General features: G+C 68.8%; 15 protein-coding genes. 7 read left to right on the forward strand and 8 right to left on the reverse strand.

Translation table 11 applies throughout. From position 1 onward, the window contains the following. Nucleotides 1–257 precede the first annotated feature (257 nt). Entirely contained in the window at nucleotides 258–1280 is a 1023-nt protein-coding gene (locus C7416_RS10335; RefSeq protein ID WP_111518806.1) for a glycosyltransferase family 2 protein, read from the forward strand. A gap of 28 nt (nucleotides 1281–1308) precedes the next feature. Here the strand turns inward: C7416_RS10335 and C7416_RS10340 are convergent, their stop codons facing one another. From C7416_RS10340 to C7416_RS10355, 4 genes are all read right to left on the reverse strand, one after another. Then, nucleotides 1309–1698 carry a GtrA family protein gene (locus C7416_RS10340; RefSeq protein WP_111518808.1) on the reverse strand — a complete coding sequence of 130 codons (390 nt, stop codon included), beginning with the start codon at nucleotides 1696–1698 and terminating at the stop codon, nucleotides 1309–1311. Beyond that, the gene (locus tag C7416_RS10345) at nucleotides 1695–2429 is read right to left on the reverse strand and encodes a class I SAM-dependent methyltransferase (RefSeq protein WP_111518810.1); all 735 of its coding nucleotides are present in this window, start codon (nucleotides 2427–2429) and stop codon (nucleotides 1695–1697) included. Before C7416_RS10345 ends, C7416_RS10340 begins: the two co-directional genes overlap by 4 nt. A gap of 31 nt (nucleotides 2430–2460) precedes the next feature. Further along, complete coding sequence (locus tag C7416_RS10350; RefSeq protein WP_111518812.1) at nucleotides 2461–3837, reverse strand: sigma-54 dependent transcriptional regulator; 1377 nt, start codon at nucleotides 3835–3837, stop codon at nucleotides 2461–2463. Between the two features lie 1119 nt (nucleotides 3838–4956). Beyond that, a complete protein-coding gene (locus tag C7416_RS10355) occupies nucleotides 4957–5937 on the reverse strand; it encodes a LysR substrate-binding domain-containing protein (RefSeq protein WP_111518814.1) in 981 nt (326 codons plus the stop codon). Between the two features lie 81 nt (nucleotides 5938–6018). On the opposite strand from C7416_RS10355, the gene C7416_RS10360 reads away from it, so the two are divergent. Next, nucleotides 6019–7317 (forward strand): MFS transporter, encoded by a 1299-nt coding sequence (locus C7416_RS10360; protein ID WP_111519056.1) that lies wholly within the window; start codon nucleotides 6019–6021, stop codon nucleotides 7315–7317. 18 nt (nucleotides 7318–7335) lie between these two features. Here C7416_RS10360 and C7416_RS10365 read toward each other — a convergent pair whose 3' ends face one another. From C7416_RS10365 to hemL, 4 genes are all read right to left on the reverse strand, one after another. Then, a complete protein-coding gene (locus C7416_RS10365) occupies nucleotides 7336–7839 on the reverse strand; it encodes a TPM domain-containing protein (RefSeq protein ID WP_111518816.1) in 504 nt (167 codons plus the stop codon). A gap of 20 nt (nucleotides 7840–7859) precedes the next feature. Continuing rightward, the gene (locus tag C7416_RS10370; protein ID WP_111518818.1) at nucleotides 7860–8723 is read right to left on the reverse strand and encodes a TPM domain-containing protein; all 864 of its coding nucleotides are present in this window, start codon (nucleotides 8721–8723) and stop codon (nucleotides 7860–7862) included. Nucleotides 8724–8736: 13 nt separating this feature from the next. Beyond that, the gene (locus tag C7416_RS10375; RefSeq protein ID WP_025582727.1) at nucleotides 8737–9363 is read right to left on the reverse strand and encodes a LemA family protein; all 627 of its coding nucleotides are present in this window, start codon (nucleotides 9361–9363) and stop codon (nucleotides 8737–8739) included. Between the two features lie 101 nt (nucleotides 9364–9464). Continuing rightward, nucleotides 9465–10757, reverse strand: coding sequence for a glutamate-1-semialdehyde 2,1-aminomutase (hemL, locus tag C7416_RS10380; RefSeq protein ID WP_111518820.1), 1293 nt, complete (start codon nucleotides 10755–10757; stop codon nucleotides 9465–9467). 243 nt (nucleotides 10758–11000) lie between these two features. Between hemL and C7416_RS10385 the strand changes: the two genes are divergently transcribed. The 5 genes from C7416_RS10385 (at nucleotide 11001) to C7416_RS10405 (ending at nucleotide 15408) form a co-directional block, all read left to right on the forward strand. Next, a complete protein-coding gene (locus tag C7416_RS10385) occupies nucleotides 11001–11171 on the forward strand; it encodes a rubredoxin (protein ID WP_010813017.1) in 171 nt (56 codons plus the stop codon). A 338-nt stretch (nucleotides 11172–11509) separates the two neighbouring features. Further along, complete coding sequence (locus tag C7416_RS10390) at nucleotides 11510–12037, forward strand: response regulator (protein ID WP_111518822.1); 528 nt, start codon at nucleotides 11510–11512, stop codon at nucleotides 12035–12037. A 38-nt stretch (nucleotides 12038–12075) separates the two neighbouring features. Further along, nucleotides 12076–12447, forward strand: a complete 372-nt coding sequence (locus C7416_RS10395) for a response regulator (RefSeq protein ID WP_012352035.1) — start codon at nucleotides 12076–12078, stop codon at nucleotides 12445–12447. Nucleotides 12448–12510: 63 nt separating this feature from the next. After that, complete coding sequence (locus C7416_RS10400; protein WP_111518824.1) at nucleotides 12511–13074, forward strand: chemotaxis protein CheW; 564 nt, start codon at nucleotides 12511–12513, stop codon at nucleotides 13072–13074. A 111-nt stretch (nucleotides 13075–13185) separates the two neighbouring features. Beyond that, nucleotides 13186–15408: a methyl-accepting chemotaxis protein gene (locus tag C7416_RS10405; protein WP_111518826.1), complete on the forward strand. Its 2223-nt coding sequence runs from the start codon at nucleotides 13186–13188 to the stop codon at nucleotides 15406–15408. The last annotated feature ends 75 nt before the right edge of the window (nucleotides 15409–15483 follow it).

Consider the following 15483-nt stretch of genomic DNA (forward strand, 5'->3'; position numbering starts at 1 on the left):
CGCGAGGCGGATTTGCGCCCTTGGCCTGGGACCTCGGCGGTGCTTGTATATCGCTGGTGGCCTGACCAGAATGAAGCCAGTGCGTCGCTGCGTTGCCGCTGCATTTGCCGCAGCAACGCTACCGACAGCAGGCCACGGCAGGACAGCATCGCACGACTCGCAATGCCATCCGCCAGCCGCGCCGATAACAAGACCATGCGCAGGACCGCGCGATCACGACGGCGGCCACCTGCGCCACGCCGTCCGGGGAGCGCATCATGTCGGGTCCATACGAAAGCAGGCTGCTGTCTCTGGTAGTGCCCTGCTACAACGAATCCGAGAGCATCGACAAATTCTTCGCCAGCGTGATCCCAGTACTCGAATCCCTCGACGCCCTCCGCTTCGAGATCGTGCTGGTGAACGACGGCAGCACCGACGACACGCTGGAGCAACTGATTGCCCATTCGCACCGCGACCCGCGCGTGCGCGTGGTGGACCTGACGCGCAACTTCGGCAAGGAGGCGGCCCTGACCGCTGGCCTGGACGAGGCCCTGGGCGATGCGGTGATTCCCATCGATGCCGACCTGCAGGACCCGCCTGCGCTGATCCCCGAACTGGTCGGACGCTGGCGCGAAGGGGCCGAGGTGGTGCTGGCGCAGCGCAGCAGCCGCGCCTGCGATTCGTGGATAAAGCGCGTGACGGCAGGTGCCTACTACCGCGTCCATAACCGACTGTCGGACCAGAAGCTGCCGGTCAATGTAGGCGATTTCCGGCTGATGGACCGGGTCGTGGTCAACGCCCTCAAGCAGATGCCCGAGCGCCGGCGCTTCATGAAAGGCCTGTTCGCCTGGGTCGGCTACCGCACCGTGATCGTGCCGTACGAGCGCGAGCCCCGCAGCGCCGGGCATTCCAAGTTCTCGGGCTGGCGCCTGTGGAACTTCGCGCTCGAGGGCATCACCAGCTTCAGCACCATGCCGCTGCGCAGCTGGACCTATATCGGCGTGGCGATCGCGCTGGGGGCGTTCGGCTACGGCGCCTTTATCGTGGCGCGCACGCTGGTCCTGGGCATCGATGTGCCGGGCTATGCGTCGCTGCTGTCGGCGCTGCTGTTTCTCGGCGGGATCCAGCTGATCGGCCTGGGGGTGGTCGGAGAGTATGTCGGCCGCATCTACGACGAGGCCAAGGGCCGGCCGATCTATCTGGTGCGGCGCCGCTACCAGGAGACCGGGCAAAGCCGGAGCATGGCGTCGGGACGGCGCGTGATCCGCATCGATCGCGGGCAAGTCAGTAGCGGCCGCTGAAGCTCGATGCCACCGGACCTGCGGCGAATCAATCGCGGTAGGTCCAGACCCGGTGCAGCAGGTAGGTGAACACCGGCACGGTCAGCACCACACCCGCCAGCCCGGCCCAATAGCTGGCGCCGAGCCGTTGCGCGGTCCATGAGATACCCACGGTCAGCGCCAGGCCCAGCAGCGAGACGCCCGCAAAGCGTCGCAGGGTGCGGTGGCGCAAGCGCGAAGAAAAACTCCACAGGGTATTGAGCAGGTACGAGCACGCCGTCGCGCAGACGAAGGCGACGCAGTTGGCCGCCACGGGCGAAGCATCGAGCGCGTTGATCAGCGTTGCCGTGATGGCGACATGCACGCCGGTCGAGGTGGCGCCGGAAAACAGGAACCGCGTGAATTGGCGCAGCCCTGGCGCGGTGCCGCTGGGGTTCATGCTGCGCGCAGCAGCGCCATCAGCGAAATGCCGAACGGCAGCGAGCCGCGCGCAAGCCAGTGGCGCTCCGCGCGGAACACGCGGTGCAGCACGTGGTTGACCGGCGCGGCCGGAAGGCCGGCGCCGGTCGCGTGGCGGCTGCCACGCAGGCGGTCGCCCATGCGCGCGGCAACGGCCAGCGGGAACAGCATCGTGTTGAAATACGACGTCCGCTCCACGTGCAGGCCGCAGCGGCTGGCCAGCGCGTGCAGCGAACGCTTGCTGTAGCGGCGCTGGTGATGCAGGAAGACGTCGTGCGCACTCCATAGCCACTGGTAGGCGGGCACGGTGATGAAGACCGCGCCGCCCGCCTTCAGCAGCCTGGCCGCGCAGTCGAGCGAGCCGGCATCGTCGGCGATATGCTCGAGGCAGTCGAGCAGGCAGACCAGGTCGAAGCTGCGCTCGGCGAACGGCATCTGGTCGGGGCACTTGCCGTGGCGCAGGTCGTAGGCGTCGCCAGTCTTCTCTCGTGCCAGGCGCAGCGCAGTGTCGTCCATTTCCACCGCGCTGACCCTGCCGAACTGCGACAGCATCGCCAGGTTGCCGCCGGTGCCCGCGCCGATCTCGAGGATAGCCGCGTGGCGCGGCAAGGCCAGGCCGGAGAGGATGGTGGCGACAATCTCGCGCCGGCCACGGAACCACCAGTGGCTGGCCTCGGTGTCGGCCATTTCGAGGTAGGCGTCAGGGGACATGTGGCGATCCTTCAGTGGAAGCGTCGTGGTGCTAGCCCTGCACGCAGATCAATCCCAGGTCTCCCTTCTTCACCTGCAGCTTGTAGTCGCGCATCAGCCGGAACAGCGTCACCCGCGAGATCCCAAGCTCCGCGGCCACGTCGATCAGCCGTTCATGGTGCCGCTGCAGCGCTTCGACGATGGCGTTCTGCTCGGCGGCCTCGCGGATCGCGGCCAGCGTGAGCGGGCGGTCCTCGGCGGGCGCGGCCAGTTCCAGGTCTTCGGGCTGGATCACGCCGTCTTCGCACATCGCGGCGGCGTGGCGGATGCGGTTGATCAGCTCGCGCACGTTGCCGGGCCAGTTGTGCAGCTGGATCGCGCGCAGCGCCAGCGGCGAGAATCCGCGGATGCGCGCCGGCGACTGCTTGCGCACCGTGTCCAGCACGTGTTCGGCGATCAGCAGGATGTCGCTGCCGCGCTCGCGCAGCGGGGGCTGGCGCACGCGCAGCACGCACAGCCGATGGTACAGGTCGCCGCGGAAGCGCTCGGCGGCGATCGCGGCTTCCAGGTCGACGTGGGTGGCGGAGATGATGCGCACATCGACCTCGACCGATTCGGTGCCGCCGAGCCGCTCGATGCGCCCGGTCTCCAGGAAGCGCAGCAGGCTGGTCTGGCTTTCGATCGGCATGTCGCCGATTTCATCGAGGAACAGCGTGCCGCCCTGCGCCATCTCGATGCGGCCGGGCTTGCGCTTGGTGGCGCCGGTGAAGGCGCCGCGCTCGTAGCCGAACAGTTCCGACATCAGCAGCGTGGGCGGGATCGCCGCGCAGTTGACCGCGATGAACGGGCGCGAGGCCCGCGCCGAGGCGCGGTGGATGGCCTGCGCGGCGAGTTCCTTGCCGGTGCCGGACTCGCCCGAGATCAGCACCGGCGTGTCCCAGCGCGACACCTTCTCGATGCCGCGGAACAGCGACTGCATCGCCGGGCAGCTGCCGATCATGCCATCGGGGCGGGCCGTGCGCGGGGCCTCATGCTGGGCGCCGGGACGCAGGCGGGCCATGCCGAGTGCGTGGCCCAGGGCCTCCGCCAGGCGCGGGTGCTCGAGCGGGGCGGTGTGGTAGTCGACGAAATACAGGCCGAGCAGCCGGCGCGCGGTCTCGCTCAGTGCGTGCTGGCCGGCGACGATGCCGATCCAGCCGATATGCCGCTGCGCCAGCCAGGGCTCGAAGGCTTCCAGTTCGGCATCGCCGAAACCGCCTTGCAGGTCCAGCAGCGCGGCCAGCGGCTGGTTACCGGGAGGCAGGGCCTGAAGGTCCTGCAGGTTGGACGCGAAGCTGATTTTCCAGCCGCGCTGGGCGAACAGCCGGCACAGCGTGGCGTCATGGTGCTGCGACAGGTACAGCAGCGGGCGGTTGGCGTACGCGCTCATGAGATTTCCCCGGATTCTTGTTTTTGCGGAACTGGCGGCCGGCATGGCCGGCCGCTCGTCCCGTTGGCTCTAAGGCTTGCGCCGGCGCATCGTGGCGATGCGGCGCGGCACGCTCCCCAATTTCTGTTGTTTCACCCCGTTCTTGTCCGGGCGCACCGGCATGCCGGCTTGCCACGGGATTCAGGTGGCACGGACCGCTTGCTTGCGCTTGCGGCCCGTGCGCCTGAATGACCTCCGCTTTATCTTGTCGACCCCCATGTCATGGCGGGTGCCGATGCGGGCCAGTTCCTGCCGCGTGGCCCCCGCTTACAGCGCCAGTCCAATTCCCGCCCTGGGTTGCGGGGTCGTCCTGAAACTGATCCTCGGCGAACGCGTGCCAGTATGTTTGCCGCTTTCGTTTCAGACTTCCCCTTTGTTCCGGGCTTCTGTTCGCGCCGACATATCTGCGACGAATGTGCCATGACTGGCTAAGTCATTGAAACGAAAGGAAACATGCTGTTGTGAAGCGCGCAGCGCCGGATCGGCGCGTGCGAAAACGTTCCGCTCTTGTTACGCATGGAGCCATCCGCGTGTTGCGTCGCAAAAAGTTTCGGGATGGCAAAGGGATGTTTTGGGCACCGGATCGCAACTTCCAGTGGCCCAGCAGGCATTTTCGCCGTGCAGTGCCCCCTGATTGTGGGAGTGCAAAATTTGAAACGCCCGCCATGCAGGGCTCCCAAACTGCACCTCACCGCCCTCTAAAACAGTTTCATTTCCGATACAAGGATTTGAAGTGCATACATCTTCCGCTGACAGGGGGCGACATTGCGGTCCTCAGCCTTTTGGTGCCGGGCCCGCGCCGGCAGCAGCGGCGGGATGGAGACAATGGGCGCGTTGACAAGCCTTCGGAGGAATCGCGGCTGGGCGGCTCACCCGCTTCTCATCTGTTTGGATGGGGCGTGCAAGTTTTTCAGGGCGGCGAGCACGCTGAACCGAATGGTTGCATCCGTGAAACTCGCCCGTCGTGCCGATGCCCTGGATTTGCCGGCGGCGGTGGGACCTGCGCAGGCGGCAAGCCCTTGATTTGCCAGGGCTAGACGAAAATGATTCGTATTGCCAACTTAGGCGCGCCAAACAATTTCACGGATGAAACTGCCGGGCATTGCCGGCGACGACGGCAGGCGTGGGCGCGCCTTCCAGCCGCACCTGTTCCTGCAGCCAGGCATGGAACTGCTGGATGGCCTTTTCGCGCGGGTTGCCTTCGCGCCAGGTCACCCAGTAATGCAGGCTCGACGGGATCCGGGTGGGGCCGATCTGCACCAGCTCGCCGCTGGCCAGGTAGTCGTGCGCCAGCTGCGCGCGTGCCGTCGCCACGCCCAGGCCGGCCACGGCGGACTGCAGCATCAGGCCGGCGTCCTGGAAGATCGGGCCGCGTTCCGGTTCGTCGCCGGGCAGGCCGGCGGCTTCCAGCCAGTCGCGCCAAGGGCGCAGGGCAAAGCGCAGCATCGGCAGGCGCGGCACGTCGGCCAGCGTAAAGCCCGGGTAGCGCGCCAGCAGCGCCGGGCTGGCCACCGCGATCACGTGGTCTTCGATCAGGTTGTGGCATTCGAAGCCGGGCAGGTCGATGCGCTGGTGCCAGATGCCGACATCGACGCTGTACGGGTCCGGCGGCGTGATCTCCGCATGCAGCCGCAGGTGCAGGTCCAGCGACGGCACCTGGGCGTGCAGGCTGGGCAGGCGCCGGATCAGCCAGGCATTGGCAAGGTCGGCCATCACGCTGACCTGCAGCCGGATTACCGGCGGTGCGGCGCTGTTGCCGGCCTCGCGCAGCGCGCTTTCGATGTCGTCGAGCGCGCCACGCACCTGTTCGGCCAGGCGCGCGCCCACGCTGGTGGGCGCCATCTGGCTGCCGCTGCGCTGGAACAGCTTGGTGCCCAGGCTGGTTTCGAGCGCGCGGACATGGTGGCTGATGGCGCTGTGGGTCAGCGCCAGCTCCTCGGCGGCGCGCGAGAAGCTCCGGTGGCGCGCGGCGGCCTCCAGTGCTCGCAGCGCTTGCAGCGGCGGCAGATGGACGGGGTGTCGGGCGGGACGTTGGGCGGGTCTGGCGGGGGCTTTGGCCATGGCCGTCAAATTCTACTCACAATTGCCGCGGGTATCTTTCGTTGGCTTTGCACCGGGATGGGGAAGACAATGCATGCCATCATGACGACTTCGACTTCCAACTTGTCTTCCGTGCCCTCGCAGCCCTCGCAAACGCAACCGGCCGCCGGTGCGGCGGCCAGCGCGCGCTGGCGCGTGCTCGCGGTGTTTTCGCTGGGCTTCCTGGTGTCCTATGTGTTCCGCGGCGTCAACCTGGGCTTCGCGCCGCACCTGACGCGCGAGCTCGGCCTCAATGCCGGCGACCTGGGCCTGCTTACCAGCTTCTATTTCCTTGGCTTTGCCTGCGCCCAGTTGCCGGCGGGCATCCTGCTGGACCGCTACGGCCCGCGCCGCACCGAGGCCGCGATGCTGCTGGTGGCGGTGGCCGGCTCGCTGGTGTTCGCACTCGCGCCCGGCATGGCCGGGCTGGCCGCGGGCCGGCTCCTGATCGGCGTGGGCGTGTCGGTGTGCCTGGGCGCCGCCATCCAGGCGCTGTCGATGTGGTTCCCGCTGTCGCGCATGCCCTTGCTGAACGGCGTGGTGATGGCCATCGGCGGACTCGGCGCGGTGCTGGTGGGCTCGCCGCTGTCGTGGCTGCTGTCGCTGACCGACTGGCGCACCGTCAGCATCGGCCTGGCCGGCGTGTCGCTGGCGATGGCGGCGCTGCTGTGGTTCAGCGCGCCCGACAAGCCCCGCGTCGGCAAGGAAAGCCTGCGCGAGCAGCTGCGCGGCACACGCCAGATCCTCGGCAGCGAGCGCTTCTGGCGCGTGGTGCCGCTGACGCTGCTCAACCAGGGCGTATTCCTGGCGGTGCAGACCCTGTGGGTGGGCGCCTTCCTGCGCGATGTGTCCGGTTACGACGCGGGTACCAGCGCGCGGCTGGTATCGGTGATTGGCTTTGCCATGATGGCAGGCTGCGTCGGCTCGGGCTGGGCCGCGCGCCACCTGGAACGCCTGGGCGTAAGCCTCTATGCCTTTGCCGGCGCCGGCATGACCGGCTTTATCGTGGTCCAGCTGCTGTTGATGGCGCAGGTGCCATTGCCGGCGGTGCTGCTGTGGGCCGCCTATGGCGTGTTCGGCTCGAGCGGCATCCTGACCTATGCGGTGCTGGCGCGCAGCTTTCCCGATGCGCTGATCGGGCGCGCTACCACGGCGCTGACGCTCACCGTGTTCCTGTCGACCTTTGCCTGCCAGGTAGGCATCGGCTTCGTGCTCGATCTGTGGCCGGCGACCGGCGGCCATTACCCCGCGGCGGCGCACCTGGTGGCGTGGGCGGCGCTGGTGACGCTGCAGGTGCTGGCGGCGGTGTGGTATGCGATCGGCGGGCGGCGCGCGCGCCGCGAGGCCGCGGCCGCCCGCTGAGCCGGGACGGCAGGGTAGCTACAAAAACACCGGCCGATCGTCCAGCTCGTTCGGGTTATGCCCGCCGTCCGACGGGAAGTGGGTTGCCAGCAGGCCATGGATACGCGCCACCGTGACAAGCACCGGCCGCACCGACAGGTCCTGCTTGAGCCCGTGTGCCAGTTCATCGCACAGTTCGCGCCAGGTGGCGGGCCCCACGCTGGCGTCGATGCCGCGGTCGGCCAGCAGTTCGACGGCGTGGTCGGCCAGGTTGATGTAGAGCAGCACGCCGGTCTTGTCCGCGGTGTTCCAGACTTCGAGCGCGCCGAACAGGAAGCGCGCGCGCTCGCGCGGCGTGACGCCGGCCCAGGCGTCGCCGACCGGCAGGCTGGCCTCGATCACCACGCGGATCTCGCCGCGGTGGCTGGATTCGCCGGCGTGCACGGCGTGGTGCAGTTGCTGCTGCGCTTCCGGCGGAAAGTGCCTGCGCGCGGTGCCGGCGGTGGTGGCGATATGGTGCAGGGCGCGTTTGAGATGCGGCATGGTCGTCGTTCCTCGTGCTGTCACCAGTTGCCGGACGCGCCGCCGCCGTCGAAGCCGCCGCCGCCTCCGCCGCCAAAGCCACCGCCAAAGCCACCGCTGTCACCTCCGCCGAAGCCGCCACCCCAGCCGCCGCTGCGCCGGCCCCAGTCCTGCCCGATGGTGTAGCCGCCCAGGCCGCCGAGGCCGCCGGCGATTACGTCGCGGCCGCGCCGGGTGGTGACGATCTGCGGCCCGCGCCGGCGCAGGATGGCGCTCAGGAAGAAGAACACGATGATCGCCAGCGGCAGCAGCGCCGGCAGCCATTCATCCAGCGCCGAGGCTTGCTGCGCCTTGCGCTGCGGCGCCGCCAGGCCCTCCTTGTCGATGGTGGCCTGGATCGCCGAGATGCCGGCCGCGAGCCCGCCGTAGAAGTCGTTCTGGCGGAAGTGGGGCGCCATCACGTCCTGCAGGATGCGCTTGGACATGGCGTCGGTCAGCGAGCCTTGCACGCCGCGGCCCACCTCCAGCCGCATCTTGCGCAGGCCGGGCGGGTTGTCCTTGGCGATCAGCACGATCACGCCATCGTCGATGCCCTGGCGCCCGGCGCGCCAGGCGTCGGCCACGCGGATGCTGTAGGCGTCGATCGGCTCCGGATCGGTGGTGGGCACCATCAGCACGAAGATCTGGCTGCCGCGCTGCTGCTCGTATTCGGCCAGCACGTTTTCCAGCGCGCCGCGCTGCTGCGGCGTCAGCGTGCCGGTCAGGTCGGTGACGCGCTGGGTCAGCGGCGGCACCGCGACAAAGCCGTCGGCCGCCAGCGCCGGGCCGACCAGCAGGGCCGCCAGCCACAGCAGGGCGGCGGCCAGCCAGCCGTGCCCGGCCAAGCATCGCCTTGGGTGGCGCATCGCTGCCATCCCGTCAGAACTTGACCGCGGGCGGCGTCGAGATGGCCTTCTCGTTTTCCACGGTGAACGAAGGCTTGACCGGGTACTTGAAGATCATCGCCGTCAGGTTGGTCGGGAAGCTGCGCGCCAGCACGTTGTACTGCTGCACGGCGGCGATATAGCGCTGGCGTGCCACGGTGATGCGGTTCTCGGTGCCCTCGAGCTGCGATTGCAGGTCGCGGAACGAGGCATCGGCCTTGAGCTGCGGGTAGTTTTCGGACACCGCCAGCAGGCGCGACAGCGCGCCGGACAGTTCGCCCTGCGCCTGCTGGAAGCGCTTGAAGGCTTCGGGGTCGTTCAGGGTTTCAGGCGAGACCTGGATGCTGGTGGCGGCGGCGCGCGCCTTGGTCACGGCTTCCAGCGTTTCGCGCTCGTGCGAGGCGTAGCCCTTGACGGTATTGACCAGGTTGGGGATCAGGTCGGCGCGGCGCTGGTACTGGTTGATGACTTCGCCCCAGGCCGCCTTGACCGCCTCGTCCTTGGCCTGGAAGTCGTTGTAGCCGCAGGCCGACAGCAGGCTGGCCATGACCGCCAGCACCAGCCAGCGCAACACGGACAGCGGCGAGCGGGTGGACAGCGAAGGGGACGAGGATGCGCGCATCGGAGGCTCCGGCGATTGGACGAACTCCAAGTGTAGCGCACCGCCCTTGTCGTCACGCGTGGGCCGCCGGCGCCACCTGGCGCCGGTCGACACGTGTGAGCTCAGGCAGCCGCGAAGGCCTTGCGCGCGGCCTCGAAGGTGGCGTCCAGGATGGCGTCGTCGTGCTGCGCGGAGACAAAGCCGGCTTCGAACGCCGACGGCGCGAGATAGACGCCGTGGTCCAGCATGGCATGGAAGAAGCGGTTGAAGCGCGCGGTGTCGCTCTGCGTGACTTCAGCGAAGCTGCCGGGCACGCCGTCGCGGAAATAGAGGCCGAACATGCCGCCGACCGCATCCGCGGCGAACGGCACGCCCGCGGCCCGGGCGGCTTCTGCCAGGCCATCGGCCAGCTTGCGCGTCTGCGCGGCCAGGCGGTCATAGAAGCCGGGCGCCTGGATCAGCCTGAGCGTGGTCAGGCCTGCCGCCACCGCCAGGGGGTTGCCCGACAGCGTGCCGGCCTGGTACACGCCGCCCAGCGGCGCCAGGCTGGCCATGATGTCGCGCCGTCCGCCGAAGGCCGCCGCCGGCATGCCACCGCCGATGACCTTGCCCAGGCAGGTCATGTCGGGGCGGATGCCGTAGTGCGCCTGCGCGCCGCCCAGCGCCACGCGGAAGCCGGTCATGACTTCGTCGAAGATCAGCACCGCGCCATCGCGGCTGCACAGCTCGCGCATGGCCTGCAGGAAGGCAGCGCTGGCGCGCACCAGGTTCATGTTGCCGGCCACCGGCTCGACGATGACCGCGGCGATCTCACCGGCATGCTTGGCGAAGGCCTGTTCCAGCTGCTCGACGTTGTTGTACTCCAGCACCATGGTGTGGCGCGTCACGTCGGCCGGCACGCCGGCCGACGACGGCGCGTTGCGGGTGGTGTCGGCAAAGGTCAGCAGGCCGGAGCCGGCCTTGACCAGCAGACTGTCGGCGTGGCCGTGATAGCAGCCTTCGAACTTGATGATCAGGTCGCGGCCGGTGAAGCCGCGCGCCAGGCGCAGCGCGCTCATGGTGGCTTCGGTGCCGGACGAGACCAGGCGCACCTGCTCGATCGACGGCACCAGCTTGCAGATTTCCTCGGCCATGGTGATCTCGGCCTCGGTCGGGGCGCCGAACGAGAAGCTGTGCGCGGCGGTTTCCTGGACCGCGCGCACCACCTCCGGATGGGCATGGCCGACGATCATCGGGCCCCACGAGCCGATGTAGTCGATATAGCGCTGGCCGTCCGCGTCCCACATATACGGGCCCTCGGCGCGCGTGATGAAGCGCGGCGTGCCGCCTACCGAACGGAAGGCGCGCACGGGCGAATTGACGCCGCCGGGAATGGTCTGCTGGGCGCGGTCGAAAAGCTGCTGATTACGGGACATGGCGTTGAGGTGAGGACAGGGCTGCAGGGATCGTGCTCGGCGGGCCTTGGGGCGTGGGCGTTGACATGCGGCAAAAACAGCGGAAGTTCGCTGCAATTGCCCGCCAATCGTGCGCTAACAAGGCGCTAACGGGTGCGAACACGGCGGAACTGGCCCGATTCCGGCCCTCGCGCGGCTGGCGCCGGCGGCACGGTTTCGGTACCATCTGCGCTGGATTTTAATGGAGAGTGGCCAGAGCCTGTTATGGAATACAAGACTTGGATGTGCCTGATCTGCGGCTGGATCTACGACGAAGCCGCAGGCGCGCCGGAAGACGGCATCGCCCCCGGCACCCGCTGGGAAGACGTGCCGATCAACTGGACCTGCCCGGAATGCGGCGCGCGCAAAGAAGATTTCGAGATGGTCGCGATCTGAGCGGCCACTATTCAGAAGAACAACGACACGGCCGGCGTGCCCGTCGCGCCGATGCGACAGAACGCCGCGCGGGGCTGGCCGCTCCGGATTGACGGCCCCCCGGCGTCTTGTCACACTCTGTTGCAAAAATGACTGGCTGTCCCTCCGCCCGCGGCGGGGAGGACGGCGGGCAGATGCGGGGATCACGCATCGCCACTGCCGGGCTCAGCCCGGCCTTGGAAGGGAAATAAAAAGAATTTCGGGGGTCCGTCGGGGCGCGCATGGGTCGCGCTGCTCCGCACGGGTGTTCTCTGGTGCTTGCCGGCGCTCCGCCAGGAGCCGCTGGTCGCGGGAACAACATGCGGGTCGCTCATTTAGAAGAAAACCAGCGGGTCAATACCGCCGGCGCCCACGGTGTGGCGCCTGGCGTTGCTGTTCCGGGTACCGCGCCGGACATCAGGCAGGACCTCAGGCCCGGAATCGTTCCACCGCCGCGCCGCAAGGTGCTGGTGATCGACGATTCCAGCACCATCCGCCGTACCGCGGAAATCTTCCTGGCGCAGGCCGGGTACCAGGTGATGCTGGCCGAGGACGGCTTCGAGGCGCTCGCCAAGGTGGGCGAGCTGCACCCCGACCTGGTCTTCTGCGACATCCTGATGCCCCGGCTGGACGGTTACCAGACCTGTTCGCTGATCAAGAAGAGTCCGCGTTTCCACGCCATCCCCGTGATCATGCTGTCCTCGCGCGACGGCGTGTTCGACCGCTCGCGCGGCCGCCTGGTCGGCGCGCATGACCACCTGGCCAAGCCATTTACCCGCGATGCGCTGCTGCGGGCCGTGCAGGCCTGCCTGCCATGCCAGCCCGCGGGCGAGGCGTTGCCCGCCTGAACGGCAGGCAGGCCGCATACGAATCGAAGGAAAACCTCATGACCGCCATTCACAAGATCCTGATCGTCGACGACTCCCCGACCGAAGCGCTGTTCATGTCCGACCTGCTCGGCAAGCGCGGCTTCAAGGTCGCGGTCGCCAGCAACAGCGAGCAGGCCTTCGCCCGCCTGCAGGCCGAAGCCTTCGACCTGATCCTGATGGACGTGGTGATGCCCGGCCAGAACGGCTACCAGGCCACCCGCGCGATCAAGCGCGACGACCGCTTCAAGGACATCCCCGTGATCATGTGCACCAGCAAGGGCCTGGATACCGACCGCATCTGGGGCATGCGCCAGGGCGCGTCGGACTACATCGTCAAGCCGGTCGACGGCGAAGAGTTGCTGGGCAAGATCGCCGCGCTGGCGCACTGAGCCCACACGCGCCGCCCGCGCCGCCCGCACGGCAAGCCACTGCCACCTGTTCCGGGGACCGCCATGAACGCGCCACGCCAAGACCTCCGCGCCCGCCACACCCGCCTGCAGGACTACCAGGCGATGCTGGCCCGGCGCCTGCGCGAGGCGCGCAGCCTGCCGGCCGCCGACAGCTACCTGGCACTGCAGGTGGGCACGCGCCACTGGCTGCTGCCGCTGGCCGATGCCGGCGAGGTGCTGGATATGCGGCAGCCCAGCCCGGTGCCGCTGACGCAGCCGTGGTACAGCGGCCTGGTCAACGCGCGCGGCAGCTTGCTGGGGGTGATCGACTTCAGCCTGTTCTGCGGCGGCGCGCCGACGCCGCTGCAGCCGGGCAGCAAGATCGTGGTGCTGTCGCGCGACGCGGAACGCGCCTGCGCGATCCTGGCCACGCGCGTGGCCGGCCTGCGCCATGCCGCCGACCTGGGTTTGCCGCACGGCGACGCCGCTGCCGCTCGCCCCGATCCGGCGCCGGCGTGGGAGGGACAGCGCTATGCCGACCGCGAGGGGCGCGACTGGCAGGTGCTGGACGTACGCGCGCTGCTGGACGCGCCCGCCTTCCTGCAGGCGGGCAAGGTCGCCGCCTGACGCGCGCGGGCAGGTCACGCCAGGCCCAGACAATGACGGCGCGCAGGCTACCGCCTGCCGCACCCGGCACGAGCCGCCGGGGATGACAACGATAAAACGGAAGAGGGTGCCATGGGTTTCAAGAATTTCAGCCTGGGCCGGCGCACGCCGGCAGCCGACGCTGCCACCAGCCTCGCCGGTGCTCCGGACGGGCCTGACGTAGCCTATGCCGGAGGCCCCGAACCCGCGCCCGTGCCGCCCGCCGCCGCGGGGCTGGGCGCGACCCCGCTGGAGCACCTCGGCCGCTGGCTGGGCCGCATGCCGTTCGCCTCGCAGCAGCGGCTGCTGACCGTGGGCGTGGTGGTGTCGCTGGTGGCGCTGCTGGGCTCGGTGTACCTGGATAACCGCATCGCCAACAATGCCGCCGCGCAGATCGAGGTGGCCGGCGACATGCTGATGCACTCGCAGCGCCTGGGCAAGGCGGTGCCGGTCGCGCTGCTGGGCAATGGGCAGGCCTTTACCCAGCTGCGCCAGTCCCGCGACGCGCTCTCGGGCGACCTGAAGGCGCTGCAGCAGGGCAGCGACGAAAAGCGCGTGCGCGCCACCACCGGCGCGGCCGAGCCGCTGCTGCAGGCCGCCATGCAGTCCTGGCTGCGTTCCGAGAAAAGCGCCGCCGACGTGCTGGCGCAGCAGCCGGTGCTGACCACCATCGGCCAGACCCTGCAGATCTTCAACGCCTCCAACCCCGAACTGCTCGAAGCGGCCGAACAGGTGGCGGCGATCAAGCTGCAGTCCGGCGCCAATGCGCGCGAGGTGGCGGCCTCGGCGCAGCTGGTGATGCTGACCCAGCGCCTGGGCAAGAACCTGAACGAGTTCCTGGCCGGCGAAGGCGTCAACCCCGAGACCGCGTTCCTGCTGGGCAAGGACACCAACACCTTCCGCGAGACCCTGGACGGCCTGCTCAACGGCAGCGAGGCGCTGCGGCTGTCCGCCGCCACCGACGAGGAGACGCGCGGCTACCTGCAGCAGCTGTCGCAGCGCTTCGAGGCGGTGCAGAAGACCACCCAGACCATCCTGCAGAACCTGCCCGGCCTGATCGCCGCCAAGCGCGCGCAGCAGCAGATCTTCAACGACAACGAGGCGCTGCGCGCCGAACTGTCGGCGCTTCAGCGCGCGTATGCGGAGTCGGCGCGGAGCCGCCCGTTGACGCTGGGCGCGACCGTGGTGTCGGCGGCGCTGACGCTGCTGTGCCTGGTCGGCCTGGCCGCGCTGTACCTGCGCGATTCGCGCATGCGCGCGCTCGAAGCCGAGGCGCGCGAGCGCGAGGCCGAGGCCCGCCGGCTCGACGAAAAGCGCAACAACGACAACACCCAGAAGGCGATTCTGCAGCTGATGAACGAGCTGCAGGACATCGCCGACGGCGACCTGACGCGCCAGGCCACCGTGACCGAAGACATCACCGGCGCGATCGCCGACTCGGTCAACTACACCGTGGAAGAACTGCGCGAGCTGGTCGGCCGGGTGCAGCAGACCGCGGGCGAGGTGACGCACGCGTCGGGGCAGGTGCAGGCCACCTCGACCGAACTGGTGTCGACCACCGAAGAGCAGTCGCGCCAGATCCGCCAGACCGGCGAGTCGGTAGTGGAGATGGCCGACCGCATCACGCAGGTATCGCGCGGCGCGGCCGAATCCGCCAACGTGGCGCGCGCCTCGCTGTCCGCCGCGGAACAGGGCCAGCAGGCAGTGCAGAACGCGATTGCCGGCATGAACGACATCCGCGAGCAGATCCAGGAAACTTCCAAGCGCATCAAGCGGCTGGGCGAGTCGTCGCAGGAGATCGGTGAAATCGTCGAGCTGATCTCGGACATTACCGAGCAGACCAACGTGCTGGCGCTGAACGCCGCCATCCAGGCGGCGTCGGCGGGCGAGGCCGGACGCGGCTTCTCGGTGGTGGCCGAAGAAGTGCAGCGGCTGGCCGAACGCTCCGGCGAGGCCACCAAGCAGATCGGCGCGCTGATCCGCACCATCCAGACCGATACCCAGGATGCGGTGCACGCGATGGAGCGCAGCACCCAGGGCGTGGTCGAAGGCGCGCGCCTGTCGGACCACGCCGGTGCCGCGCTGGTCGAGATCGGGCGCGTGTCGCGCCAGCTGGCCGAGCTGATCGAGCAGATCTCGCAGTCCACCTCGCACGAGGCCGACCTGGCCACCACCGTGGCGCGCCATATCGAACGCATCCTGCAGGTCACCGAGCAGACCACTACCGGCACGCGCCAGACCGCGCAGTCGGTGCGCCAGCTGACGCTGCTGAGCGAGGAGCTGCGCAACTCGGTGTCGCGCTTCAAGATCGCCTGAGTGGCCGGATGACGCCTGCGACCGCTTCCGCGCACCGCGGCCCCGCGCCTTATGCCAACTCCGCGCCCGCCGCCC

The sequence above is a fragment of the Cupriavidus phytorum genome (genome assembly GCF_003254285.1).
Lineage (GTDB): Bacteria > Pseudomonadota > Gammaproteobacteria > Burkholderiales > Burkholderiaceae > Cupriavidus > Cupriavidus phytorum.